Source organism: Novosphingobium sp. BL-S-33, from assembly GCF_056857025.1.
The window spans coordinates 3,290,612-3,317,122 of record NZ_CM166474.1; the positions used below are offsets into that span (position 1 = coordinate 3,290,612).

Annotated in this window: 22 protein-coding genes; 7 read left to right on the plus strand and 15 right to left on the minus strand. The window is 60.3% G+C overall.

Annotated features, from left to right (window positions below):
- Window positions 1-22 precede the first annotated feature (22 nt).
- Window positions 23-850: an SDR family oxidoreductase gene (locus tag AC1VVM_RS15295; RefSeq protein WP_482955411.1), complete on the minus strand. Its 828-nt coding sequence runs from the start codon at window positions 848-850 to the stop codon at window positions 23-25.
- A gap of 69 nt (window positions 851-919) precedes the next feature.
- Window positions 920-1,327, minus strand: a complete 408-nt coding sequence (locus tag AC1VVM_RS15300; RefSeq protein WP_482955412.1) for a (R)-mandelonitrile lyase — start codon at window positions 1,325-1,327, stop codon at window positions 920-922.
- Between the two features lie 152 nt (window positions 1,328-1,479).
- Between AC1VVM_RS15300 and AC1VVM_RS15305 the strand changes: the two genes are divergently transcribed.
- Window positions 1,480-2,373 (plus strand): LysR family transcriptional regulator, encoded by an 894-nt coding sequence (locus AC1VVM_RS15305; RefSeq protein WP_482955413.1) that lies wholly within the window; start codon window positions 1,480-1,482, stop codon window positions 2,371-2,373.
- A 110-nt stretch (window positions 2,374-2,483) separates the two neighbouring features.
- Here the strand turns inward: AC1VVM_RS15305 and AC1VVM_RS15310 are convergent, their stop codons facing one another.
- From AC1VVM_RS15310 to AC1VVM_RS15340, 7 genes are all read right to left on the minus strand, one after another.
- On the minus strand, window positions 2,484-4,259 hold the full coding sequence (locus AC1VVM_RS15310) for a thiamine pyrophosphate-binding protein (RefSeq protein WP_482955414.1): 1,776 nt from the start codon (window positions 4,257-4,259) through the stop codon (window positions 2,484-2,486).
- 58 nt (window positions 4,260-4,317) lie between these two features.
- The gene (locus AC1VVM_RS15315) at window positions 4,318-5,310 is read right to left on the minus strand and encodes an alpha-ketoacid dehydrogenase subunit beta (RefSeq protein ID WP_482955415.1); all 993 of its coding nucleotides are present in this window, start codon (window positions 5,308-5,310) and stop codon (window positions 4,318-4,320) included.
- Complete coding sequence (locus AC1VVM_RS15320) at window positions 5,307-6,290, minus strand: thiamine pyrophosphate-dependent dehydrogenase E1 component subunit alpha (RefSeq protein ID WP_482955416.1); 984 nt, start codon at window positions 6,288-6,290, stop codon at window positions 5,307-5,309. The genes AC1VVM_RS15315 and AC1VVM_RS15320 overlap by 4 nt, the downstream gene beginning before the upstream one ends.
- Before the next feature lie 74 nt (window positions 6,291-6,364).
- Window positions 6,365-7,345: a formylglycine-generating enzyme family protein gene (locus tag AC1VVM_RS15325; RefSeq protein ID WP_482955417.1), complete on the minus strand. Its 981-nt coding sequence runs from the start codon at window positions 7,343-7,345 to the stop codon at window positions 6,365-6,367.
- Window positions 7,346-7,419: 74 nt separating this feature from the next.
- The gene (locus tag AC1VVM_RS15330; RefSeq protein WP_482955418.1) at window positions 7,420-8,274 is read right to left on the minus strand and encodes a hypothetical protein; all 855 of its coding nucleotides are present in this window, start codon (window positions 8,272-8,274) and stop codon (window positions 7,420-7,422) included.
- 75 nt (window positions 8,275-8,349) lie between these two features.
- On the minus strand, window positions 8,350-9,306 hold the full coding sequence (locus AC1VVM_RS15335; protein ID WP_482955419.1) for an acyl-CoA dehydrogenase family protein: 957 nt from the start codon (window positions 9,304-9,306) through the stop codon (window positions 8,350-8,352).
- A complete protein-coding gene (locus tag AC1VVM_RS15340) occupies window positions 9,303-10,442 on the minus strand; it encodes an acyl-CoA dehydrogenase family protein (protein ID WP_482955420.1) in 1,140 nt (379 codons plus the stop codon). Before AC1VVM_RS15340 ends, AC1VVM_RS15335 begins: the two co-directional genes overlap by 4 nt.
- A gap of 124 nt (window positions 10,443-10,566) precedes the next feature.
- On the opposite strand from AC1VVM_RS15340, the gene AC1VVM_RS15345 reads away from it, so the two are divergent.
- Window positions 10,567-11,376, plus strand: a complete 810-nt coding sequence (locus AC1VVM_RS15345; protein WP_482955421.1) for an IclR family transcriptional regulator — start codon at window positions 10,567-10,569, stop codon at window positions 11,374-11,376.
- Between the two features lie 31 nt (window positions 11,377-11,407).
- Window positions 11,408-12,256: an alpha/beta fold hydrolase gene (locus tag AC1VVM_RS15350; protein WP_482955422.1), complete on the plus strand. Its 849-nt coding sequence runs from the start codon at window positions 11,408-11,410 to the stop codon at window positions 12,254-12,256.
- 49 nt (window positions 12,257-12,305) lie between these two features.
- On the opposite strand, the gene AC1VVM_RS15355 is transcribed toward AC1VVM_RS15350, so the two are convergent.
- Both AC1VVM_RS15355 and AC1VVM_RS15360 read right to left on the minus strand, forming a co-directional pair.
- Window positions 12,306-13,682, minus strand: a complete 1,377-nt coding sequence (locus AC1VVM_RS15355; protein ID WP_482955423.1) for an MFS transporter — start codon at window positions 13,680-13,682, stop codon at window positions 12,306-12,308.
- Between the two features lie 162 nt (window positions 13,683-13,844).
- Window positions 13,845-15,128: an MFS transporter gene (locus AC1VVM_RS15360; RefSeq protein ID WP_482955424.1), complete on the minus strand. Its 1,284-nt coding sequence runs from the start codon at window positions 15,126-15,128 to the stop codon at window positions 13,845-13,847.
- Window positions 15,129-15,410: 282 nt separating this feature from the next.
- Here AC1VVM_RS15360 and AC1VVM_RS15365 point away from each other — a divergent pair, with 282 nt between their 5' ends.
- The 3 genes from AC1VVM_RS15365 (at window position 15,411) to AC1VVM_RS15375 (ending at window position 18,914) form a co-directional block, all read left to right on the plus strand.
- The gene (locus AC1VVM_RS15365) at window positions 15,411-16,772 is read left to right on the plus strand and encodes an aromatic ring-hydroxylating oxygenase subunit alpha (RefSeq protein ID WP_482955425.1); all 1,362 of its coding nucleotides are present in this window, start codon (window positions 15,411-15,413) and stop codon (window positions 16,770-16,772) included.
- Between the two features lie 18 nt (window positions 16,773-16,790).
- Window positions 16,791-18,398 (plus strand): SMP-30/gluconolactonase/LRE family protein, encoded by a 1,608-nt coding sequence (locus tag AC1VVM_RS15370; RefSeq protein ID WP_482955426.1) that lies wholly within the window; start codon window positions 16,791-16,793, stop codon window positions 18,396-18,398.
- 69 nt (window positions 18,399-18,467) lie between these two features.
- Window positions 18,468-18,914: a nuclear transport factor 2 family protein gene (locus AC1VVM_RS15375; protein ID WP_482955427.1), complete on the plus strand. Its 447-nt coding sequence runs from the start codon at window positions 18,468-18,470 to the stop codon at window positions 18,912-18,914.
- A gap of 110 nt (window positions 18,915-19,024) precedes the next feature.
- Here the strand turns inward: AC1VVM_RS15375 and AC1VVM_RS15380 are convergent, their stop codons facing one another.
- Together AC1VVM_RS15380 and AC1VVM_RS15385 are read right to left on the minus strand one after the other, a co-directional pair.
- The gene (locus AC1VVM_RS15380) at window positions 19,025-20,338 is read right to left on the minus strand and encodes a hypothetical protein (RefSeq protein WP_482955428.1); all 1,314 of its coding nucleotides are present in this window, start codon (window positions 20,336-20,338) and stop codon (window positions 19,025-19,027) included.
- A 228-nt stretch (window positions 20,339-20,566) separates the two neighbouring features.
- Window positions 20,567-21,037, minus strand: a complete 471-nt coding sequence (locus AC1VVM_RS15385; RefSeq protein WP_482955429.1) for a pyridoxamine 5'-phosphate oxidase family protein — start codon at window positions 21,035-21,037, stop codon at window positions 20,567-20,569.
- A gap of 304 nt (window positions 21,038-21,341) precedes the next feature.
- Here AC1VVM_RS15385 and AC1VVM_RS15390 point away from each other — a divergent pair, with 304 nt between their 5' ends.
- The gene (locus tag AC1VVM_RS15390) at window positions 21,342-22,091 is read left to right on the plus strand and encodes an SDR family NAD(P)-dependent oxidoreductase (RefSeq protein WP_482955430.1); all 750 of its coding nucleotides are present in this window, start codon (window positions 21,342-21,344) and stop codon (window positions 22,089-22,091) included.
- Between the two features lie 942 nt (window positions 22,092-23,033).
- Here the strand turns inward: AC1VVM_RS15390 and AC1VVM_RS15395 are convergent.
- Both AC1VVM_RS15395 and AC1VVM_RS15400 read right to left on the minus strand, forming a co-directional pair.
- Window positions 23,034-25,355, minus strand: coding sequence for an arylsulfatase (locus tag AC1VVM_RS15395; RefSeq protein WP_482955431.1), 2,322 nt, complete (start codon window positions 25,353-25,355; stop codon window positions 23,034-23,036).
- Window positions 25,356-25,562: 207 nt separating this feature from the next.
- Window positions 25,563-26,510, minus strand: a complete 948-nt coding sequence (locus tag AC1VVM_RS15400; RefSeq protein ID WP_482955432.1) for an aspartyl/asparaginyl beta-hydroxylase domain-containing protein — start codon at window positions 26,508-26,510, stop codon at window positions 25,563-25,565.
- Between the last annotated feature and the right edge of the window lies 1 nt (window position 26,511).

The following is a 26,511-nucleotide window of genomic DNA, read 5'->3' on the forward strand; positions in this document are numbered from 1 at the left end:
GAGCCCTCAATTGCCCCTTGAGTTACGGTTGCAACGATCCGTAAAACCACGAAGCGGTGACGCCGCCGTCAATCAGGAAATCGCTGCCACTGATGAATGCACCTTCCGGGCCCATCATCAATGCGGCGAGCGATGCGATTTCATCGGGCGTCCCCGCCCGGCCGGCGGGAGAGCCGTCAATCATCCGCTGATAACCGCCGGCTCTGGGGCCGGAAAGTTCATCGCGGGCCAGCGGAGTCATGACGATGCCAGGACTGATCGAATTGATCCTCGCCCCGCGCGCCGCCCAGCGCGTTGCCGCCTCGGCCCGGACGCGAAGGACATTGCAGCGCTTCGAATACTGATAGGCCAGTAGCGGGTCGGTAATCCGGTCGGGCTGCAGCATCGGCAAAGCAAGGAGTTCCTCCACCGGCGTCAGCGCCAACAGATGGTCCTCCTCCGGCGTCAGCGCGGGAAGACGATGACCGGATTGCGATGCCACGACAATGCCCGAACCGCCACTGGCAATCACGTTCCCGAAGAGTTCGAGCACCAGCGCAGTGCCGTAGAGATCGACTTCAAGGATCTTTTCTGCCGCCGCCTGTGAGGGAGAGAGGCCCGCCGCGACGATCACACCGCTCACTGGGCCCAATTGCGTGGCGCGGGTCACAAGCGCTTCCACAGAAGCCCGGCTGGAAATGTCGATGGTGGCCGTGCTGACTTCAAACCCCGCATCAGCCATGATGTTGGCCACGACCTCCAAAGTCTCGGCGCGCAAATCCGCCACCAGTACGTGCTTGCCCGTGCTCACCCGCCGGGCGATTGCCATGCCAATGGAACCCGCGCCGATCACTACAACGACTTCAGCCATTCTTTTTCCTTTCAGTGGGCAACCGTCGACGCGGTCGCTGCAATGGAAGTCATAGGGCAGATGCTTCGATCAGACGGCCGGCCCTGCGAGATACTGCTCGTCGGAAACATGCTCGAGCCAGTCCACCGCGCGGCCTTCGAACAGTTCGGCGATCGCGACATGGGTCATGGCCGTGGTCGGCGTAGCGCCGTGCCAGTGCTTGTGGCCCGGCGGACACCACACGACGTCACCGGCACGGATCTCGACGATCTCCTCGCCTTCGCATTGCGTCCAGCCGCAGCCGGACGTGACAATCAGCGTCTGCCCCAGCGGATGCGTGTGCCACGCGGTACGGGCGCCAGGCTCGAACGTCACGATGGCGCCGCCGGCGCGCGCAGGGGCTTCGCCCTGGAACGGGGAATCGATACGCACGTTGCCGGTGAACCAGTCGGCGGCCCCCTTTACCGAAGGCTGCGTGCCGTTGCGGATCAGTTTCATGTCTTCGTGTCCCATTGCTGAGAGAGGCGAAAATACCTCGACGCGGCCCCACTCGCGATAGGGCCGCCGCGTTCAGATCCCGGAAGATAGTTTGCCCTCTCGCACACGAGTAGTGCATGATTTGAGCATGAACTTATCATGTGGACTCATGAATGACGCGCGATGACCTGTCCGACCTGAACGTGTTTCTGGCCGTTGCCCAGGAGCGCAGCTTCACTCGCGCAGCGGCCAGGATGGGGGTCTCGCAATCAGCGCTCAGCCACAAGATCCGGCAACTGGAAACGCGCCTGGGCGTGCGCCTCCTGTCCCGGACGACAAGAAGTGTATCACCAACCGATGCGGGAGAGCGCTTGCTTTCCGGACTGCTGCCGGCGTTTGACATGATCGAGGCGCAGCTCGATGCCCTCGGTGAAATGAGAGAGCGCCCAGCCGGCAAAGTGCGCATTACCGCGCCCGTCCACGCCACGCATACCGTCCTATGGCCAGCAGTTGCCCGGCTGATGCAGGACTATCCCGAGATAGAGGTCGAACTCAGCGTCGATTCGGGCATGCGGGACATTGTCGCCGATCGTTTCGATGCCGGTGTCCGCCTGGGCGAGCAGGTTGCGCGTGACATGATTGCGGTGAAGATCGGTCCGGAACTGCGAATGGCAGCCGTCGCGACGCCGGCCTATTTCGAAACACATGGCATGCCCAATTCACCCCAGGATCTGGCGGCGCACCGCTGCATCAACTTACGCCTGACCACCGCCGGCGGTCTTTACGCCTGGGAACTGGAACGAGCGGGCCGCGAACTCAACGTGCGAGTGGATGGGCAGTTCGCCTCGAACGATGTCGGCATGGTGATCAGGGCAGCGGTTGAAGGGTTCGGCATCGCTTTCGTACCGGAAGACTACGTCATGGAACACCTGACATCCGGCCGGCTGACACGCGTCCTGTCAGGCTGGTGCCCTCCGTTCCCCGGATATCACCTCTACTATCCGAGCCGGCGCCAACCCAAGGCGGCATTCGCCCTGCTGATCGAGGCACTGCATTACAAGCCTTAGCGACTGGAAGAGACCCAACCCAAAAAGCGAAGATTCGGATTGCAAGGTCCATTCCGTGCCGCCCGCTCGAGCGAGCGGGCGGCTTCAGTCAAGGAAGAGTTGTCACCGAATTACTGCGTTCCTTCGGCGTACCACGTCCGGAATTCCGAATAGTTCGGCATTTCTTCCGAGTTCGCGGCCGGGTCGATCGGCACGTGGATCACGGTGCAGCCGCCACGCTCGTAAGCGCGCTTGATGGCCGGGCCGATGTCCGCCGCCTTCTCGACATATTCGCCCGCCGCGCCGAAGCCTTCGGCGATCTTGTCGAAGCGGACCTTGTCGGACCAGTGCACGCCCGTTTCCTTGGTGCCCTTCCCGAAGGTGCGCTTGTAGACACCCACTTCAAGGCCCCACTGGAAGTCGACGCCGACCACGATCACCAGCGGCAGGTTCTTGCGCACCGCGACTTCGAGTTCGCCGATGTGGAACAGGAACGAGGAGTCCGAGGTGAGCAGCATGCCCGGACGATCGCGCCCCGTATGGGCTTTGTCGGCAATCATGGCGCCGGTGGCATACGGCAGACCCGTGCCGATGTGACCGTAGTTCTGGTTCCAGATCACGTCATGCGGCTTGGCCTGCGAGTAGGTCCATTGGAAGATCACCGTGGCTCCGCCGTCGCGGATCAGGATGCCGTCCTTGGGGAAGGCCTTGGTCGCTTCGGTGACGAACTGGCTGGTGTGCATCTTCGCGGTCGAACCGTCGGGCTTGGTCGCGGCCTCCTCTGCCAGTTCCGCAAGCTGAGCAGCTCCGCGCTTGCAATACTCCGCCAGCTTCACCGACGGATCGCGCGGGCTCGTTTTGAGCGCGCGGACGAGCTGTGGCACGACAGCGCGAACGTCGCCTACCAGCGGCACGTCGATCGGACGGTTGACGCCGATCGCGGTCGGGTCCTGCTGGACGTAGATCCACTTGCGGTTGGCTTCGTTGTCCACCCAGTGGCGCCAGCGGCCATAGTGGCTCGGCTCGCCCAGTTCGGTGGCCAGCGCCACGCAGCAGTCGCTTTCGACAACGGCGTCGATCGAGGCTTCCGAGAAACCGTAGGGGAAGGTGCGGTCCTCGAGCCCCTCGATGAACGAAGTGCCGCCCGAGGTCTGGATCACCGGGCACTGCATCAGTTCGGCGAGTTCGCGAACCGCCGCGCCCGACTTCGAGGTGTGGACGCCGTGGCCGACCAGCAGCACCGGGTTCTTGGCGTTGCGGATGATCTCGGCGGCTTCGGCAATGCGATCGCCGTCCGCGCCCTGGTTGGTCAGGCGGTAGCGGTGCGGCGGCAGAACCGGCGGCAGATCAAGCTCTTCGAGAATGATGTGCGCGGGATATTCGATATAGGCCGGTCCTGGCGTGCCCGACATGGCAACGCGGATCGCCTCGCGGACGATTTCATCAGTCTGGTCGGCGTATTCGATGGACCCCGAATATTTCACCGAATCCTCGATCATCGGCTCCTGGCGGACGAACTGGATGCGGCCGCGGCGCACGCGTCGCTCGGTAATGCGGGCGCGCTGGCCGCCCATGAAGATCACCGGATCGTTCTCGACCTTGGCGCACTGGATCGCCGGCATCAGATTGGCCATGCCGGGTCCAAGCGTACCGATGCAGAGTGCCGGCTTGCCGGTGATGCGCGCAGCCGCTGATGCCATAAAGCCGCCGGCCGCCTCATGGTGCGGCGAAATCACCGTCCAGCCGCGCGTCTCTGCCTCAAGGAAGAGGTGGACGAAGTTGGGATCGGGAATACCGAACAGGGTCTTGATGCCCTCGGCCTCGAACAGGTCGAGAATGCGCTTGTAAACCGGCGTGCCCTTCTGGGCCTTGGCAGGCGCTTCGGCCTGCGGTTGATCGTCGTACATGGACTTGCCTTTCAGGTATCACGTTGCTTACGCTTCGCCGCGATTGCAGCATCGCGTCTCAGGCTTCGATTTTCGCCAACTCACGAGCGGCTGCGGCCAGATCCTCCATCGAAGGCAACGATTCCGCTTCGAGTACCGAGGAGAATGGAACAGGTGCATACTTTGCCCCGATCCGCTTCACCGGCGCTCGCAGCCTGCCGTGAAGTCGTTCGTGGATGGTCGATGCGATTTCCGCGCCCACGCCGAACTTGCGGACAGCTTCATGGATCACGATCGCAGCTCCGGTCTTCTCGACCGAAGCAATCACTGCCTCCACGTCCCAGGGCGAAACGGAACGCAGGTCGATCACTTCAAGCGAGATCCCCTCCTGCGCCAGCTTGTTAGCCTGCTCGGCAGCAAACTGGATGACGCGGCCATATCCGATGACGGTCGCATCACTGCCCTCGCGAATGACCTTGGCCTTCCCGATGGGAACGCGAACGCCCCGCTCGGGCGCCTCGCCCGGCGTCCAGAGATAGGGCATGTTCTCGACGAAGATGCAGGGATCGGGATCGTCGATGCAACTGCGCATCAGGCCATAAGCGTCTGCGGGCGTCGAGGGGATCACGACCTTGAGGCCGGCCGTATGGGCGAACCACGCCTCCAGGAAGTCAGTATGCTGGGCAGCATTCCCCGTCCCGGCTCCCGTCATCGTGCGTATGACCAGAGGGACCGTCGTCTGCCCTCCGGACATGAAACGCAGTTTCGCGGCATGATTCACGACCATGTCCGAGCAGACCGTCATGAAGTTCATGAGCATGACTTCAACGACCGGCTTGAATCCCATCATGGCAGCGCCAACAGCGGCGCCCATAAAACCCTGCTCGGAAATCGGCGTCGATTTGACGCGATCATCGCCGTACTTTGTGGAGAGTCCGCGGGTGATGCCGACGACCCCACCGCCTTCGCGATCAGCGACGTCCTCACCAAGGATCAGGATCTGATTGTCTTCCTCCATGGCATCGTGAAGCGCGAGATTGATCGCCTGGATCATGTTCATACGAGAAGTCATTCCACCACCTCCTCGGCGTAGACATCGCGGCGGACCTCGGCGAGGTCGGGCCATGGGCTATCAAGAGCGAACTGGACGGCCGCCTCGATCGTGTCGGCATGCTCGCGATCGATTGCTTCGAGCTGATCGAGCGTCGCGTGGCCGTTTTCAGTGAGGAAGCGGATGTAGTTGGGCCAGGGATCGTCCTTGGCGCGCAGTTCCTTCTCGCCTTCGTCCATGTAGTCGTCAGAATCGCCGAAGACATGGCCATGGAAGCGGAATGTCATTGCCTCGATCAGCGACGGGCCCTCACCCGCGCGCGCGCGCTCAATGGATTCCTGCGCGGCGTTGTAGAGCTCGACCGGATCGTTCCCGTTCACGCGCTTGCCCGGCATCGAATAGGCTGCGGCACGATTGGCGATCTGGTCGATCGCGGTCGTGTGCTCGTACTTGGTATGCTCGCCGTAGAGATTGTTCGAGCAAACGAAGACAACCGGAAGCTTCCAGATCGACGCCAGGTTCATGCTTTCGTGGAAGGAACCGATATTGTTCGCTCCGTCTCCGAAGAAGGCGATGGTGACATCATCGCTGCCCTTAAGCCGGTTTGCCCAGGCCATGCCGCATGCCAGAGGCATTGAGGATCCGACAATCCCGGTGGTCACCAGCATCCCGCTTTCGGGATGGGTGATATGCATCGGACCGCCCTTGCCCTTGCAGGTACCGGTTTCGCGGCCGGCCAGTTCGGCCCAAAGCTGATCGACGGGGCAGCCTTTGGCGAGCATGTCGTGCACGCCGCGGTAGATCGTCGAGATTGTATCGGTCTTGCGAAGCTGCGAGCAGATGGTCGCCGGAATGGCTTCCTGTCCGCGGTAGGAATAGTAGGGCATGACCAGTCGGCCGGACTTGATCGTGCCGCGCATTTTCTCGTCGTTCTGCTTGAGCAGCGACATGCGCGAATAGATGTCGAGCAGCACCTCTGTGGGTGGTATCGTATTCGACAAGGCAGGTCTCCCGCATAGGGTCCCGGGCACCGAGATGCCCGGGATGAAATTGAGACAGGCTTCGGCTGGGCTCGTTAGTCGTTGCGAACCACTCGGAAGCCCCAGCTGTGGCCAACGTAGCTTGCGTGCCGCGGCGCGCGGATTGCTACGTAGGTCGAGAATGCCGCGTTTCCGTAGGAACCGCCGCGCGAAGGCCGCGCATCGCAGTCGCCGGTTGCGCGGCGAACCGATCCGTCCGTCGGGATATCCTTCAGGCTGTCACTCCAGCAGTCGGCGGTCCATTCCCAGATGTTGCCGAGCATGTCGTACAGGCCCCACGGGTTCGGCTTGTAATGGCCGACCGGCGAGGTCCAGGCGTAACCATCATGGCACTGAAAGCGATATTGCGGGCCGGTGGGGACATTGCCCATGGCCGCCGCCTGATCGAAATCCGGCTGGTTCGAATAAGCGCAGCCGTCGTCGCGCACATTGCCCCAGAAGAAGTCGGTCGTGGTGCCGGCGCGCGCCGCGTACTCGTACTGCGCTTCTCCAGGAACAGCATATTGGTGCCCGGTCTTCTTGCTGAGCCACGCAGCGTAAGCATCGGCATCGTCGGCGGTCACGCAAACGACGGGGTAATTGTCCTGCTGCGGAAATCCGGGAGACCGCCAGGAATAGCCGGGAACTTCTTCATAAATGAAGTGCCCGTCGGACTGGTGCTGCGAATAGCAGGCATTTGCCGCCTGGTAGCCGGTCTCGTCGACAAAAGTGCGGAACTGGGCGATGGTGACGGGGAAGCGTCCCATCGAAAAGCCCTTGGCAAACGTGATCTTCGTGATCGGCATCGACCGCCCTGCCTGAGCCTTCGGCATGCCGCGCGCGATCTCGGCTTCGGGGGTAATTCCCATGTCGAACGAACCCTTTGGCAAGGGCATCATTTCCGGACAATCGCGACAATCCGTAAATGGCTTGCCGGCGCCGGCCGTTCCATCAGCCTTCGCATGCGCCCCGGTCGCCATGAGCCCGGTTGCGAGGAGCAGCGTCATCGCTGCCAGAACTGCTTGCCAGAAACGCATCTTCCCATCCCTGTTTTCGAATACTTTGCCCAGATTGCTGCCGGCGTTCGCGCGCGGTTGGAAACCGGCCGCGCTCACTTGAAATACTCCGGCGTGGGGTAGGTCGGGATGTAGACGAACTTCGGCGTTTCCCAGCCAGCGCGCATCACAAGAACGCCGCGTTTGGTCGGATCCGTGAGCTTCAGGGTGAAGGTCCGGGCGACGTAGTTATCCTGCGGGCCCAGCTGCGCGAGATAGTTTTCGAACTCGGCAATATTCGCAATGTTGTGAGAAGCGATTACGCGCGTGTTGATCTTCTCGATCCCGATTGGCGTGATATGCGCGAACGAGATGTCGAATGCTCCGTTTCCTGACGGATTCCCGGCGACCGTCAGCCCCGGCTGACGCGCCGAGATGCAATCGAGGAAGTGGCGCTGCTGTTCGGCATTCAGGAAATCGCTTGCCCAAATCCGGCGATATTCATCGATCTGGAGCGCATCGAGGATGTCATCGTTGCGCAGATCCCCGCCCCACACTTTGCGCATGTCGTCGATCGGGCGAACCGGGACAGTCGCAAGCCTTGTAAGTGCGGACTGGCGTGCATCGCCAACTGAACTGGCCTTGGCAAGCAGTTCGAAGTAGTTCGGAGACCCCGGTTGCTGCGCATGTAGCCGATCGAATTCTGTGCGCGTCATCTCCGTGACCAGTGATAGGCGCTGGACCTCGTTGAGCGATGAAAGTGTGCGGTCCGTGAAATCCGTTACTCTGCAAGCTGCCGCCTGCGCCGCCGTCGATCCCGCCGTCACGGCAGCCGCGCATATCGCCGAAAGGGCGAGCGTACGCACCCATTTCGCGATCGCGCGCGTATGGGTCGTATCCTTCACGGTGCCACCTCGCTTGTAGGCGAAACCATGACGCCCGCCCGGACGGGCAGGTGCTTTACTCGCCATTGTAGGCCCGAAATCCTTTCTCACGTTCACTCTCTCCCATCGCTCTTGTTTTACCGGCCGCCGTTCGGCGGGCCGCTATGCCGTATGCAGCTGCGCACGAGGCGCAGGTGCGCTCGTCGAAGTCTGATCTTCCCAAAGTGAGTTGGCGACCGCCTGGCCATGCGAACTCTTTCCGCCGGCTTCTCCCTGGAGAAACTTCAGCCGGTAAGTCCAAAGGTGGAGGGGAAATTCGAGGGTCAACCCCATGGCACCCGTGAATTGGTGGCAATCGGTAATCAGCTTGCGGGCAGCTTCCTGCGCATAAAGGCTTGCGACTGCAGCCTGCGTGTCGTTGTCGAGATCCGCAGCACGCAGTGCGAGCCAGCGGGCGCCCCGCAGCAATTGCGCATCTTCGGCCAATCGGTGCTGAATTGCTTGGAAATTCCCGAGCGGTTGCCCGAATTGCTGGCGATCCTTGACGTAGCGAATGGCTTCGCTGATCGCCCCGTTCATCAGGCCCGCTGCTTCGGCAGCAATGCCAATCCGGTGGCGCCGCAGAACAGCTGCGAGTGTCGTCGCGTCCAGCTTGCGTGAATCGTCGGGCAATGTTTCGAGCGCCGCGAGAGGATAAGCCGCAACGGTGTGAAGGGGACGTATCCTGGCCTTGTTCGTCGAACCTACGAACAAGCTACCTTCATGGAATACGCATACCGTCTTGGACTGCTCGAGATACCGAACCGGCCGGTCGAGCCCCCAAGCTACTGCGAGCGGAGTTTCGGTCTCACCTAATAAGGGCGCGATCAGGATGGAAGCAGCCAGTTCCACGCTCACCGGACAGGCTGCCGCAGCTTCGATTAGCAGCGCACCTTCAAGGACGCCAAAGCCGGGCTGGTCCACAATTTCGAGAAAGCCGCCGTCAGTGATTTCGCCTTGAAGGCTATCGCTGTAGGCGACGTACCCGTGCTCACCCTGCGGCGCCTCGCGATAGCGTTCCAGCAACCCCTCGAACGCGGTCATCAACATCTGCTGATCTTCGGTGAATTCGAAGTTCATTTCCCCGTCCCCAATCCAAGTAGGTCCCGCGCGATCAGGTTCAGCTGGATCTCCGCCGCCCCCGCAGCGAGGCCGGCCGCGATCGCGCGCTTGTGATGCGTCGCAACCATCGGCTCAAAATCCGCCGCGAAAAGGTGCGGCGTGAAATCCAGAACGAATTCAGCGACCTGCCGCTCGCTAAGCACGATGGCATATCGGGCCATGCTTGCAGCGCCCGTACCCGGCCTGCTCTTCATTCGCTGATCTACACTCTCGTAGGCGAGCATCCGGGCTGCCTCGCATGAGGCATAGGCCTGAGCCGCCGCCTGCTGGGCGGTTGGCGTGAAGGTATCCGTCGACTGGAGTTCTGCGACCGCACGATGGAGGGTCTTGAGACCCAGTGCGTAGCGAGGGATGCCGACGCGCTCAAAATTGAGTGCGTAGCGAACGACCTCCCACCCCTTCCCTTCTTGCCCAAGAATTTCCGCTGGAAATGCCTCAACTTCGTCGAAAAAGACCTCGTGGAGGTCACCATCGCCGACTACGCTCTCGATGGGACGAACCGTAATGCCGGGCCGATCCATCGGAATGAGGAAGACGGAGATTTCCCGTCGTCCCGTCCCGGTCCTTGCCAGCAGGAAGCAGTATTCGGCTAGGCGTGCATACGACGTCCAGATTTTCTGGCCGTTGATGACATATCGATCGCCTTTCCATTCTGCACGGGTGCGCAGAGCGGCCAGGTCCGATCCACCGGACGGCTCTGAAAAGCCCTGACACCAGATTACGTCGCCCTCACGAATTCGACGCGTGTGATAGGCCTTTTGATCCGGATTCCCGTATTCGAGAATCGTCGGGCCAATCCAGTTCACGTTGTAATACTGCGGCCCCCGCGGTTCACCGACTTCCCAAAGCGTTTCACCGATGATGAAATGCTCCCAGGCTGACGCATTACGACCACCGAACTCTTCAGGCCAATGCGGGATCAACAATCCTGCTTCGGCAAGTTTGGGGCAAATCTCCTTGGAAAAATCGGTGACCTCCTGAGACCCCGGGCTCAGGCACGCGATCGACGACCAGTCGTCCGGCAGATGTTCCTCGAGAAAGCGTTCCACGGTGCCGCGTACGCTTTCCAGCTCCACTCCCCATCCAAAATCCATCGAGGGTCTTTCCACATGCTGAGAAATCAATTCGATCTTGCAGTGGCGTTTCTCGAGCCTACAGGTATAACCGTCAACGAGACTGCGGGTTTTGTTTCACGATGTGGAAAGAGGAGGCCGAGCCATGGATCAAGCCAAAGCCAAAACAGAATCAGGCGTCGCCGGAGCGCAGGCCATCCGCAGAGCCATGGACGTAATCAGGGCTGTCGCGCAATTGCAACGCGCAGGCGCAAGCCTCAGCCGAGTGGCCCACGCGACCGGCCTCAATGCTTCCACAGCCTTTAGAATCCTGCGCTCCCTGACAGAGGAGCGAATGCTGTTCTATGACGAAGTAGACAAGTCGTACTACCTCGGGCAGCTCGCATTCGAACTCGGACTCGCAACGCAGGGCAAGGCTCACATCCAGGAGCTTTGGCAACCGGCTATCGAGGAAATTTCGCGACGGACCCGCCTTACAAGCTATTTGGTTGCACGCTCGGGCTCCGAAGCGGTGTGCCTCATCTGCGTCCAGGGCTCGACGTTCATTCGAGCGATGCCGATCGAGGTCGGTCAACGCATTCCGCTCGGCATTGGCGCCGGCAGTGTCGCGATTCTTTCTACTCTCGACGATGACGAAATCGCCCAGATCCTCGGATCCCAGGAGGGCCGGCTCGACCTCTTCCCGGGTGGCCGCGAGGAAATCGATAGGGTCCACCAGCGAGTCGCTGACGTGCGCGAGCGTGGATACTCTGTCAGCTCCGGAAGCGTCGCGAAGGGACTTTCCGGCGTCGGGGTGCCAGTTTTGCCGCAGGAGGGCCTCCTGCAACTCGCCATCAGCGTTTCGGCAGTCGCTGACTTAATCGACCCCGTCGAGGCCAAGCATTTTGCCTCGATCATATCGACGGCGATCAGGAACCGAACCAGCTCGGGGAGAATCGCTTCCGTGGCTGGCTGACAAATCACAATCAAGGAGAGGATGAGGGATAATGGCGCGAATCGAAATTTCAGGTGTCCAGATCGAATACGAGTTGCTTGGAAACCATGGAGACCCAGCGATTGCCATCACGCCGGGCGGTCGCTTCTCGAAAGATGCTACTGGCGTCACGGCACTTGGTCAGCGGTTGGCAAGCGAAGGCTTCCGAGTTCTTCTCTGGGATCGTCCCAACTGCGGTGCTTCCGATCTCCACTTCGAGGGTTCGGGCGAGTCAAGCATGCAGGCAGGATTTCTGATCAAGCTGATCCGAGAGCTCGAGCTTGGCCCGACGGCGCTCGTCGGCGGCTCTGCAGGTGCGCGAATTTCCCTTTTCGCCGCCAAAGAAGCCCCGGAACTGATCTCTCGCATGTGCATCTGGTGGATCAGCGGCGGCCTCGTCAGCATGATGCGCCTGGGCTCCTATTATTGCTGCGAACCCGCCGAAGAAGCTGCACAGCGAGGGATGGAAGCCGTTGCTGCAATGCCGATTTGGGCAGGACAAATGGCAGCAAATCCGCGGAACCGTGACATCATGCTCGGTTTCACACCGGAAGATTTCATTCGCCGGATGGAGCGCTGGGCATCAGGCTACATCCCCTCGCCCGACACACCCGTAGGCGGCATAAGTCTCGACGACTTTGCGACGATGAAGATGCCTGTTGGTATCTTCCGAGGCAGCCCGAGAGACCTGTATCATCCCGCTTATGTTTGCGAAGAGGTCGATCGCGCCCTTCCCAATTCGAACCTCATCGACCCACCCTGGGACCTCGATGTATTTGCTGAGCGCATGCGGGATGGCTCCGGCCTTTTCAGCGACTGGCCAACAGCGGCTCCTGCCATCCTTGCCTTTATGAGAAGCTGAAATTCTCGCCGCGGCGCCCGCAAAGTCCGGGCGCCGCAATCACCGCGCCTCAAGTCTCCTTCGATGGATCTGGCGCCCCCATGCGCAATGCGGCACAGGCAAGGGCAAGCACTACCAAACCTGAAATGGTGAGCGCGGGAATACGGCTTCCGTACCCCAGCGCGAGGAGGCCGCTAAGCATTGCGGATCCTAGGGCCTGCCCGAACATGCGCGTCGTCGACAGGAGACTGCTGGCTCCGGCGACGCGAGATCTTGGCGCAGAAGCGATCATCAGCCGACCGTTAGGCGAAAAGAACAAGCTGAATCCGACACCGGTCAAGGCGGTTCGCCAGGCAACGTCCAGATAATTAGCTCGTTCTGGCAGCCAGAAGAACGAAATCAGTGCAACCGTCGCCGTGACCAAACCGATCAGGCCCAGCACCTGCGGTGAAATCCGGTCGGAAAGCATGCCCGAGGCAGGTGCGCAAATGATGACCGCAATCGCATAGGGGGCGATCATGGTGCCGATCGTCGCTGGACTAAACCCCAGCGATGTCAGCTCGAACGGCAGGTAAAGCAGGAGGGCTGTCGATGCCAGCACCGCGAAAAGCGCGGACAGCACCGAAAGCGCCAATGCGGGCCGGGCCAGGAGATCAACCGGAAGGACCGGAAGGTCCACGCGGCGCTCGTGGATCACGAACGCGATTGCCGTCACTACGCCAACTGCGAGACATCCTATCGAGAGACTGTGCGACCAGCCTTCGCCAAGCGCCTGGAAACCGAAAATCAGCAAGCCAAAAGTTGACGCGCACAGCAGCGCCCCCAATTTGTCATAGCGCGACGTAGAAAGATCGGGGACCGGAAGCGCGCCCACCGTAACAAGTCCGAGAAGCGCAAATGGCGCACCCGCTGCGAACACCCAATGCCAGGACGTTGCTGAGATTATCGCCCCACCTAGCACGGGAGCAAGGGCGGCGCCCGCCGATGAAACCATCGTGTTCAGGCCCATACCGCGCCCCAGCATCTCCGGCGGGTAAATCGCCCGAACGAGTCCGAGCGAGACGCTCAGCAGTGCAGAAGCTGCGGTTGCCTGCAGGGCGCGAAAAGCAATTAGGGCGACCAACCCGCTCGAAAGGTAACAACCGAGCGCGGAGCAAAGATAGATCGCGAATCCGAGGCCGAACACGCGGCGATGGCCATAACGATCACCAATGGCCGCGAGAGGCAGGAGCGTCATCGCCAGAACAAGGTTGTACGCTGAAACCAGCATGACTGCTGTCGACGGCGAGATTCCCAGGTCCCGCGCAATCGTCGGCAGGGCAACGTTCACAACCCCCGCATCGAGGGTATACAGTACCGAACCCGCCGATACGCACGCTACGGCCGCAAGGCGCCGCTTTATTCCAAAATCCGCGACCGGATCGATGGTGAATGAACTGGCCGACATGGCCGCAATTTCCTTTGCTGAATGCCTGAAGGGGTCGAGTTCGGGACTCACAATCGACCGGCCCGACCCTGATCGGCCCAAGACCGACAGTTCAACCTAAAGGTCAATTGCGGATGCAGCATTTTCTCATATTATGACAATCATCATTGCCGACACTGCGGGCTACTCGCCCGCTTGCAGAGCCTTCCCAGTAAAATCTGGGTATTCCCCCACCAACAGGAACATGGCGCTTGTGAGCACGCACAGCGGCATCGCGCCGACCAGGACAAGATCGTAATGACCCGTCTTGTCGAAAATGAAATTTGCGAGCGTTGGCCCAAGCCCGACGCCTAGCGCCAGAACCCCGGAGAGGCTTCCGAAAAGCAGGCCGAAATTCCGCATGCCGAACGATCTGCTAGCGAGATAGGCGATGGCGTCTAGCTCGGCACCAGCGGCAAGACCGCTGAGAACGACACCGCCGACAACCAGAACTAGGCTACCCGGCGCGAGCAGCAGGACGAAGCAGGTCACGACCGGGAGCAGGACGGCGATACCACCGACCACACGGGCATTGCAGCGATCGAGAAGCATGCCTCCAAAGAGTCGCCCCACTATTGAAGCCAATCCGCTCAAGCCGGCAATCGATACGGCAACACCTTCGCCAAGACCGGCGGACGAAAGGATCGGGACAAGGTTTACGGTCAGCGTCCCGCTCGCGAGACTCATCGCCAGCGCCGCGATCGCCAGCTGAGCGAACGTCCACGACAGGAACCCGTTTCGCGCCTCGACTCCCGGTAAAGTCGCCGCCGCCACTTTTCGGCGCACGCGAGACCGATCTTGCGCGCTGGAGAACCAGATCCACAACACCGGCAACGCAATGAGCGCTGCCCCCGCGCCAAGCGAGAGGTAAGCACCGCGCCAACCGAACCTTTCGACGAGCAAATAGGTCAGCGCAGGCGTCACGGCCTGACTGATTCCGGTCGCACTCAGAACGCAGGCAAGCGCTACGCCCCTGCTCTTATCGAATAGGCTTGTGACCGCAGCCACCCAAACTGTGGGTTTCGTGCAAAGAAGCGCGAGCGCCATGAGGGTCCACAGACCCCACCACGACACGATCGACGGCCCCGCTTGCGAAAGCATTGCCAGCGCACTGCAATAGAAGGCCATGCCGAACAACGCGACCCGCCGCGGACCGATGCGGTCAACGAAATAGCCGAAAAACGGCGCAAAAATTACTGAGAAGATAGAGCAAATCAACATGCCCGAGGTGATGCTCGCCCTGCTCCACGAGAACTCTTTCTCAAGCGGCGAAACCATAACACCGATGGAATAGGAATGGAGTGATGCGAGCATCATGCCGGTGACGGCAGCTCCCACAACGCTGCCGCCGGCCCGCCATTCTTCGAGCGCAACACCGCTACCACGCTCCTGATGAACCGGCACTGCGTTATCAAAACCTGATGCCATCTATAACCCTCGCCCATTTCTCACATCGAGCTCGAAACGGCCCGAAGACCAAGCAAGAGAGAAACGTCCTCCAGCGGCGTCAACAGACGCGGCGCATCGTTTTCATATAGTGACATGTTTACGTCGTCCGCCATTGCTCGCGGGCGCTCCGTAACCTTACCCTTCTTTGATCCGCCATTCGGGCTTCAGCCCGAATGGCATTCCAGGTCAGTTGCGCCCGGCAGCCGCAGGAGGCCCGGACGGCAAAATGAGTGCCCGCTAGACGGCACACGAGAGGAAGCCATGGCTGAAGCGTCGGAAACGGTGGAAGTACCCGAAGATCTCGCGCAGCCCTGTACCATCGGGCCAGATGCTTATCTTAGTGCGGACTACGCGCGCGCCGAACGGGATCTCCTTTGGCGAAAGGTCTGGCTTCAGGCCGGACGGATCGAGGACATCCCGCAAGTCGGAGACTTCATCACCTACGACATCCTCGACGATTCGATCCTCATTGTTCGATCCGCCACGGACACCATCGAGGCCTTCTATAATGTCTGCCCACACCGTGGGCGCCGTCTCGTGGATACGCCCGGGGGCGCGCGCAACGCGCGCGGCAACCGGAGGAACTTCGTTTGCGGCTTTCACGCCTGGACATTCGATCTCCACGGCCAATGCAAATTTGTAAGGAACGATCACCACTGGGATGGTGCGCTAAACGAGGAACGCACGGGCCTTGGTCCCGTCCGCTGCGAAACATGGGGCGGCTGGATCTGGATCACCATGGATCCGGAAGCGCCCGCGCTGCGCGAATATCTCGAGCCCGCCGCGAGTCTACTCGATCCCTATCAACTCGAGAACATGCGCTGCCGCTGGCGAAAGTGGATCGTCTTCGATTGCAATTGGAAGGTAGCACTGGAAGCGTTCAACGAGACCTATCACGTTCCCGGCACGCACCCGGAACTAATGGAGTTCACGGATTTTCCGGGCTGGTCCCGCAACCAGGGCAAGCACTCGAATATCGGATACGACGCCCCAGCCGACATGGACGAAAACCAGGGCAAGCTCCGCGTCGGCACCGGCGATGACGCACGCATTTCAACCGCCCGCCTGCAATCCTTCACCTGGGACGCGGCAAATACGAACACGACCCAAACCATGGTCGATGCCGCGCAGCGGCTCGTCGACGAACTTCCCGAAGGCACTCCGCCCGCGCAGGTCCTGGCACACTGGATTACTCGCTCCCGCGAGGTCGACGCCGAACGCGGAGTGATCTGGCCGGTCGTCGAGCCCTCTCATGCAACAAAGGCCGGAACCGCCTGGCAGATCTTTCCGAATTTCCAGATCGGGCAAGCCGTCAATAACATGCTTTGCTACCAGGCTCGCCCCTACGGGTATGACCCGGACAAATGCATATTCGAGGCGGCCGTCTACGAACTCTATCCGGAAGGCGAAGCGCCCGAGACCGAATGGGAATACACAAAGCAGGAAGAGTGGCCCTACGTCCTTCAACAGGACTTCACGAACATGCGGGCCGTCCAACAAGGCATGAAGAACAAGGGGTTTCGAGGCACCCAGCCGAACCCCTACATGGAGCGGACAATTCCGAGCCTCCATTGGAACCTTTCCCGCTACATGGGAACAGGCGCCCCTCGGAAGCTGCGGTAGAGCGGGACGGAGACGATCATGCATCGCGCCCGAAATCTCGCTGCCGACCGCTTCGGTATCCCCTCAACCACCCTCGCCGATGGCTGGACGCTGGATTACCTGCTTCAGCCGAGCCGCCTCTACGGGGCGAACGGCATAAGGGCAGGCCGCGACGGCCGGATCTACGTGGCGCAGCTCAGCGGAAGCCGGGTGAGCGCGATCGACCCCGACAGCGGCGAGATCGAACACCTCGATACGATCGGCGGCGACATCGTAGGCCCAGACGATCTCGTCTTCGATGACCAGGGCAATCTTTTCGTCACCGAATTCACCGAAAACAGGGTGAGCATGCGGGCGCCGAATGGCGTCACGCACGTCATCCAGGGCGAGGTCTATGGCTCCAACCCGATCACGTTCCATCAGGGCCATCTGATTGCAGGCGAATGCAGGCCAGGCGCCCGGATCATGGAACTCGATCGCGCCGGGGGAGCTCCGCGTGTAATCGTGGACGAGATTCCGATGACAAACGCCTTCGATTTCGGTCCGGACGGGAAGCTCTACTTTCCGGTCATGGAGGCCAACCAGATTTGGAGAGTCAATCTCGACGGAACCGAATGCGAAGTTGTGGTCGGTGACCTCGGTGTTCCAGACTCCGTCAAATTCGACAGCGCTGGACGTATCATCTCCACGCAGGTCGGAAGCGGACAGGTCCTGCGGATCGACCCGCGATCCGGCGCTCGCGAACTGCTCGCCGAAATCGGGCCGGGCCTCGACAATTCCACCTTCGTCGGGGACCGCCTTTTCGTATCCCACATGACCGGGTCGATCCACGAGATCCCTGCTCCCGGCCAGTTGCGTGAGCTTAATCCCAAGGGCCTGCTCTGGCCGATGGGCGTCGCCGCCGCGTCCGACGGTTCGGTCTACGTCGCCGATGGCAGCTATGCCTACACCGCATCTCCTGGCCAAGCGATGTTGCTCACGGGCATGCTTTTCACGCCCGGTTATCCTGGTTTCCATCGGGGCGCCGCGAGTACGACGCAAGGCGAATGGGTGGTTACGACCTCTGTCGGGGAAGTGAAGCTCTACCGCCCTGCCCTACAGGAGAGTCAAACGCTCTGCGAAGGGTTCGATGTGCTCATGGGGATTGCCCGTTCGAATGCTGGCAGCCTGGTGTTCGCCGAGCATGGTACGGGCCGCGTGCACGGTTGGGCTAATGGTGTGACATCGCTTATCGCCGAAGGACTAGATCAGCCCACAGGCGTTGCGATTGCTGGCGACGAAACCTGCTATGTCAGCGAGAGCGGCGCTGGGCGCGTCGTCCGCCTCGCCGGCGGGCGGGTCGAAACCGTGATCGATGACCTTCTTCTTCCAGAAGGCATCGCGATCCATGGCGAGCAGCTTTATGTAGCAGACGTTACGGCCCGACAAATTGTCGCCTGCGATCTGGATGGCTCGAACCGTCAGGTCGTTGCGGCCCACCTTCCGATTGGCGCTCCTACCGGCCTTCGCAAATACCTTGGTCCAGCTGGCGCATTCTCTGGACCGATGCTGTCGTTTGCAGGCCTTGCCGCCGGCCCCGACGGGACGTTGTTCCTGGGCGCCGATGGGAACGGGAGCGTGATGGCCCTTCGGCCCGGCCTCCTTTGACTTTCAACAGACCATCGAAACGCGACGCTGCTTCGTAAACCGATCAAGACATAGAAACGGGAGAACACCATGAGTGATGTGATGCTTTCGCAGGGCAATGGTCTATTCGAAATGACCGACAAGCATCGGCGCAACATCGAAGCCAAGCAGAATTTCGTCAACGCTCTCTTCGTCAATGACTGGGACGAAATGGCCAAGTGGGTGACCGACGATGTTGAATTGCGCGAACCAGTCGCACTGCCATTCGGCGGAGTTTACAAGGGCCTCGCGGGATTCAAGGAATGCTGGGACAAGATTCCCCTGGTCAGCCACAAGACGACCAGCATCGAAACCCTTCACACCTACCTCACGGCCGATCCGGATCATCTGTGGGTCGAACTCGACTGCAAGATGGTCCGTAATGACAACGGCGAGAACATGGACGGCATCGTGATGGAGAAGTTCGAGTTCCGCGATGGGAAGATCAGCGCCATCATTCTCTATTGGTACAATATTCCAGATTTTTCGAAGAAGTGATGCTCTTGGGATGGGTCAATGCCCATCCCATCTTCGCCGCTCCATCGTGCGGCAGGTCCCGCCGACTCCTTCCCCCTAAAATATTCGCCTTTTCGACGACTCGGGCCCGCTCATCCTATCCGGTCCAGCAGCGCGTCGAGGCTGCGCCCGAAATCTCGCGTTTCCCAAAGATAGAGGAAATTGGTGAAGCAATGGAGGAAGCCTTGAACGACCGAATCCCGGGCGATGCGCTCGTCGTGTGGGCCGACGGCCTCGCCGATGTCTGGCATGCGCGATAGGATCAGCGCGGGCGTATCCAAGAACATGGCGAGACAGGTCATCGTCGCCGAAAGTTCGAAATGCAGTGCCAGTTCTCGCACGTTTAGCAGCGGCCCCCCATGCGCGTACAATTCATTGGCGTAGAGTCCCAGCAACTCGTCGAGGCTGTCGTCCCAGATATCCAGGCTGGCCGCCGATACCCCGCCCCAGATGCTCAAAGCGACGTTCATCTGGCGAACCATACCCCAGTCAAGCAAGCCGCAGCGCATAGTGCCGGCAGCGTCACGCCAGAACCAGGCATTATCGAGGTGGGTGTTCCAATGCGTCAGGGCGATGAAGTCGTCGTTCGCGTGCAAAAAGTGCTTTATAGTCTTCTCGTAACGCCGAAAGCGCACCGCCTCCTTCTCCAGACGCGTTAGAAACTGCTGCGATGCCACATTCTCAGGGAAGAGTTGCGGATAGCTGGTGGCGAAGGCAGCAAAGCTCTTCGCCTTTTTGCGGATCTCATCCTCGTCGTAAGGAATGGGGATGTCGGCCGCAGCAACATCCGCGTCAAAGGGAAAGTCCGTGTCGACATCCGGCGAGAGTGAGCCCGATCGATGAGCTGCCGCAAGTCGCGCCAACGCAGTAAGCGTCGCTCGGTAGTACTCGAGAGGATTGGCCAGTTCATGGTCCATATTCTTGGGCCGGACCGGCTCGATGTCGCCTTCGCCAAAGGCGATGCGCTGGGTAATGAGAATACCGGTTCCTGAGGCATGCTCGAAGCCGGCGAAATAGGGCTTGGCTACCGGAACGGGGAACGCCGGCAAACGAGAGAGCCCGGCCAGACGGATTTCCGCCTCCAGCTCCATGCGCCGCCGGTCGCGGAATGCATCATCGAAATCGCGCGAAAACTTCACGAATAGATCGGTGTGAAGACCGGGCTCGGACCGCGCGTATGCAACGGAGAGGAACACCTTGTGGCCCGAATTTCCCGCATGGCAAAGTTCGAACTGGGTGATCCGGAGCACCCGGTTATCGGCCGACAGAGAGCCATAGGCACGAAAAGCATCGGTCAGAAATTCCGCGCCAATAGTCCGCAGCGCTTCGGCATGGGCTGGCATGCGCAGACCGGTGTCATCAGCGATCACGAAATCGACACGAACGGGTATGGGATAATGCTGCATCGAGAATAGGCCTCGGATCAACTCCGCCACTCAGACGGCCGAATTTGATTCTTGCTTCAATCGTTGCGGGCAATTGCAAAGTGCACAGCGGACGAAACTCAATGTCATAACACCGTTCACTTACATCCTTCTTTGCATCTAAAGTCAGCTATTTCAGCTAAATAGCATTCCTTTGGTATCGGCATTCCCAAATGTGCAGCATGCCCACTCTGGAACGCCAGCTGCCTCTCAATAATGATCGCCCAGTTTGGAATGATCCCAGCTCACAAATTTGAATGGGGTAAACAGGACGACGGCGCGCTTCCCCATGGAGGCTCGTACTTGTTCATCCATTGCCGAGCCTTCAGTCACGGCCAGCAAATTGCTGGATCGAATGCGGCGCATGTTTTCGGCCACCCTATCCGGTTCGAAGATGATTTCGGCATCGGCGTAGACGATGACGGATTTTAGCGCATGATAGGTATCGCCGCTTTCTACGAGAAGAGTCGCGCGTGGATCCCGTTCCAGATTGACGATCTTTTGACTCTTGCGAAACGTGGTGATGACGATTCGCCCTTCCTCGTCAATGCCATAGTTCATAGGGACCGGATGCGGCATATCGTCCGGACCGATAGTGACGACGATGATCCGGCGCTGCTCATCGAGATACCGCCGGATTTCCTCCGGCGTCATCCTTATAAGAGTTCTGCGCGATGCCATGGTTCGATCTCCCCAACGCGAGCGGCGTCCGGACTAAATTGCAGTTCACGAGTCGAGGGTTCAAACGGGATCGGCAACTCCGATACCCTGATCGCCTCCACGTAATTTCAAATGATGCCTATTTCCACGGTTCCTCAAGGACCCAGCTTTCGTACGGGCGATCTGTTCGCCGGGTACGTGGATCCGTGCGGGGTACCGTGGAATCGCGCTCTCTATCGTGGCAGCGCGGCAAACAGTTCCAGCCTGTGAGGAATCGCACGCAACCTGCGATTCGATACCCTTGGTGGACGGAAGGGAAATAGAGATGGGATTGAACGGCAAAGTAGTTTTGGTGACTGGGGCCGGAAGCGGACTAGGCGCTGCAACCGCCTATAGCTGTGCCCGCGAAGGGGCATCGGTTTGGATGGTCGACCGAGATGATGCCGGTATGGCCGCAACTGGCGAACGGATTGCGGCGCTAGGGGGCCAGGCCATTGCACATCGTGCGGACCTTGCCGAGCGACAGGCCTGCATCGAGGCAGTCGAGGCGGCGATCGCGCATTTCGGCCGACTTGATGGCCTCTGCAATGTTGCCGGCATCATGATGTTTCATCGAGTAGCGGAGGTGACGGAGGCCGACTGGGCGCGCGTGCTAGCGATCACGCTCAATGCACCGTTTTTCCTTTCGCAGGCCGCCATCCCGGAACTGATCCGCAATAAGGGTAGCATTATCAATGTCGCATCGTCGGGCGGCATCAAGGGCGAGGCCTATTGCGTACCTTATGCCTCGGCCAAGGCTGCCGTGATTCACATGACCAAATGCATGGCGATGGAGTTCATGCATGAGCCGATCCGGATCAACTGCCTGGCTCCAGGGGCAATGATCACCAATATTACGGGAGGCCGTCCAATTCCCGAAAACTTGGATCGGGACCTGATCCGGCGATACTCGGGTATGAGGCCGCCCGCCGATCCTATGGATGCCGCAAATATGATCGCTTACATGTTGAGCGACAGTTCGCCCTCATTGCATGGATCAATTGTTTCCGTCGATGGTGGTGTCACCGCGGATTGACTGGCAGTGGCAGCTTCATGGCATTGCCAGCATGATAATGGCCGGAGGCTACGGATTTCTCACCAGGGCAGACTGCCCGAAAGAAGTTCGTTTTGTGCAAGAGCGAAGCGCGGCCACCAAAATCCTCTTTGACGCCGGACACGGCTCCTACACCGCGCTCAAGCTGCGCTAATCAGCGGCGCGCGCATCTAGCCGCCAAAGCCTTCGGAAAAGACTAAAATCCCAATTCCGTAAATGTATCACGATTTGTATCACGATTTTTCGCTTGATCTGAGAATACGAAATTGAGACCATCGTAACGGTCTCAATTTCTGGGACTTTCGGTGGGCTGAATAAGCGGCAGTTTTTGCGCTATTCGGATTTTGGTACCGGCATTCGCAGGTTCGAATCCTGCCGCCCCAGCCAGCCGAATCCTCATGATTCGGCCATATCGCATTGATCATCCTACCAAAAATCGTGAAGGCTCTTTGCCCACCAGCTAGACCCGGTTTGCCTCGGCAGGACCGGTTTGGACGGCATTTGTATCACGATTTGTATCATGATTTTTTGCGATTCGGGGCCGGCCACGGAGTCGGTAAATGACACGGAAAATCGTCTTTTCTCCCGCATCGCTGGACGCCCTCTGCCACCCGGTGGGTTTGCTCTGGCAACAGCCTCGCGATCGACAAGATGTCGCTTCATAACGGGGGCTCAGGCGACGGATGCATCCGTGGGTGCCAGCAGATTGGTGACGTGCGGCCAGCCTTCGCGCCCGAACGCGTCGTCGACGATCTTGCGCAATCGATCGATCGTTTCGGTCGAGGTAGAATCGAAATCCTCCGCTCGTATTTCTTGCCGAGGAAACCGTATTTGGCCTGACCGAGCCGGTGATACCGCAAACAAAGAATAGAGGGAGCATGATCCGTTCCCGTAAGAACGGATCATGCTCCAGATGTCAGTCGGTCAGTCTACAGCCATGGCGGCGGCAGCCAGCTTCTCCAGATCGAGGTACTGATCCTTTTCGACAGAGACCCCGACACCCAAGATCGTGCCGTTCTTGAATTCGCCGGGCGAGAGGTATTCCTCGCTGACGGCGTCGCCGCTGTCCCGGCCCACGCAAAGACCATCGCCCGAAAGCGTGAACTTGCCGAGCTGCGTCTTCATGTCACCGGAGTCCACGGCCTCGTCATTGACGTAGAGCGTCGTCTTTCCGAGCGATTCGCCATATTCGCCGGACTTTTCACGGATGAACTCCATGCCCAGCGAATACTTGCCGGGCACCAGCTTGTCCGAGGCGAACTTCTGCTCCGGCTTGATGCCCAGGAAGTTGTAGACGTAGTGCAGCTTGCCGTCCTTGATGAACAGCGAGTGCCCGCCGAAGCGTGAGCCGTGGGCGAAGATCACGCCTTCGGTGGTGTCGGTGATTTCGACATCGGCGATAATCTTGTAGGAACGCCCGCGCACGTTGACGGCAACGCCTTCCGGAACCGGCGCCGTGCCGGGGTAATATATGTAGCGATCACGAGGTGCCTCGGTAGTCGGTCGCTCCAGACCCAGCAGTTCGGCGGCGCTGCGGTCGTCGAGCGGCAGGACGTTGTTGGCGTCCGCCTCTTCGAACCAGGCCTTGATCAGCGCTTCGAGTTTTTCGGGATGCTCCTTGGCGAGATCGATCGATTCCGAGCGGTCCTCGTCGACATGGTAGAGTTCCCAGTCGTCTTGATCGAAGTGGCCCTTGCCGGTGAGCGGCGCGTGGATGGCGGCGGCCTTCCAGCCGTCTTCCCAGATGCCGCGGGTGCCGAGCATGCCGTAGTACTGGCGCTTCTTCTGCGTCTTCCCATCCGCCTCGAAGCTGTACTTCATCGACACGCCGGACAGCGGATGCTGCTTCACGCCGCGATAGGTGTCCGGCATTTCAAGGCCGATGCATTCGAGCAGGGTGGGCACCAGGTCCACCGCGTGGTGGTACTGGTTGCGCACTTCGCCCTTGGCCTTGATGCCCTTGGGCCAGTGAATGACCATCGGGCAGGCGGTGCCGCCGGCATATTCCGAATAGCGCTTGAACATCTTGTAGGGCGCCGAAAACGCCGCCGCCCAGCCGGTAGGATAGTGGTTATAGGTTTCCGGCCCGCCCAGCACTTCAAGATACTTCAGGTTTTCCTCGATCGAGTCGGGATAATTGTTGAAGAACTTGTTTTCATTGACGGAACCGTTGGGTCCGCCTTCTCCGGACGCGCCATTGTCCGAGCAATAGAGGATGATGGTATTGTCCAGCTGCCCGCTCTGTTCCAGATAGTCGATCAGCCGGCCGACCTGCACATCGGTATATTCGGACATGCCGGCGTAGACTTCGGCCATGCGCGAGAAGAGCTTCTTCTCGTCCGCGCTCAGTTCCTCCCACGGGCGCACGTAATCGCCGGGGTTGGCCTGATCTTCGCGAACCGGGTTGAAGTCTTCCAGCTTGGTGCCGACAGGCAGCAGGCCCTTTTCGATCATCCGGGGCACGACCCACTTGCGATAGGCGTCGTAGCCATCATCGAACTTGCCCTTGTACTTGTCCGCATATTCCTTGGGCGCGTGGTGCGGCGCGTGGTTGGCACCGGGGCAGAGCCAGGTGAACCACGGCTTCGAAGGGTTGCTGGCCTTCTGGTCGCGGATCATCTGCATGGCCTGATCGACGAGGTCCTTCGACAGATGATAGCCGTCCTCAGGGAGATAGGGCTGATCGATGAACCTGTTGTCTTCGGTCAGATCGGGATACCAGTTGTTGGTTTCGCCGCCGAGGAAGCCGTAATAGCGATCAAATCCCTTTTGCAGCGGCCATTCGGACTTCGGCCCGCCGGAACAGATATCCTGTTCGGGCACGTTGTGGTCCTTGCCCAACCAGAAGGTGCTGTAGCCATTGTCCTGCAGCATCTGGCCGATGGTCATACAGTTTTCGGGCACGCGGCCGCTCCAGCCCGGGAAGCCGTTTGCGCCTTCGGTAATGCAGGACATGCCGTTCAGGTGATGGTTGCGCCCGGTCAGGAAGCAGGACCGCGTGGGCGAGCACAGCGCGGTGGTGTGCCACTGCGTGTACGTCAGGCCGCGGTCGGCGAGTTTCTGCAAGGTCGGCATATTGATCGCGCCGCCATAGGGTTGCCATGCGGCCTGCCCTGTATCGTCGTAGAGGACGATCAGGACATTGGGAGCGCCTTCCGGCGCTTTGGGTGGCAGGAAGGGAGCCCAATCCGCTTTGGAATCACGAATGTCGAGTTTGATGACTCCGTTAAACGTTGGCTTGGTCACGGCATTCTCCATCGCTGAGGCTCAGCATGGCCGGGTCGCGAGGGCGCGATTCACGGCGGCAGCCGAGGTCCGCCAACATCGCCGTCCGCTGGCAGGATGGCATTGGGGAGACTCCCGGGTTCTGGCAGGGTTTGTGCCCATGTGGCGGTTGCGGCACGGTGCGGTACTTGAATTTCGGAGCGCGGGCATGCCTGCGAAAGGAGCTGGCTAGTCCGCTTCGTCCATGAGCACATGTTGCAGCACGCGCTTTTCGAGCACCAGCAAGGCGTTGGCGCCGTTGGTCCGCATGACGAGACCATCGGCAAGGGGTGTTGCCGCGTCGCGGACGCCGTCGACCAGCCGCAGGAAATCCGATCGCGCCCGCCCTTGGACACCGTGCAGCGCGCAGAGCTGTCGCCAGTCGAGCACAAAGCCCTCCAGCAGCATGTCGAACCGCGCGGCGCGCGTTCTGGCCTCAGCGCTATCGCTTGCCACGGCGAGTTCCGCGCGCAAGTCATTGACCAGCAATTGCACTTCAGCCGCCGGCATCACGGGCGCACGGTGGTTGGCTTCGGTCATCAGGTCCGGTGTGACCCCGGGTTTCCAGGGCACTGTGCGCCATTGCTCCCGTGGCGGCGGCTGTCCGCAAGCGAAGCGCCAGAACGCCGCCGTGCCGGTGGTATCCGCAACGAGATGAATGCGCTCCGCGTTGGCCCTGTTCTCGACATGGTGCCGGCGCCAGTTATCGAAGATCCAGGCCTCGCCCGCTGCCATGTGCACGGATTGCCCGTCGCAATGGAAACGCACCTCCGGCCAGGTGAAGATCGGAATGTGCAGCCGCACCCGCGTATGCCAGTGGTAATTGATGTCGGCATGTTCCGGCACACCGGCACCCGGCGCAAGGCGCATCAGCCGTGAGCGACCCCACACGACCCCAAAGCCCGCGAGAACCTGGCGCAAGTAAGGCATGGCCTCAAGCCAGTTCGTCGGCAACATCTGTCCGTGAACGGAATCCGTCTCGCCGCCGCCTGCGCTGATAAGCCGCGCCGCGCTGTTGCCGGGCAGGCCGTCCGGATGGGGGACCCACGCCGTTGGCGGCAACGCCACGACTTCCGCGCGCAGACGCGCCGCGTCGAAGAGCACCGGAAGCTGGAAGAAAGGCTGGGACAACCGCATG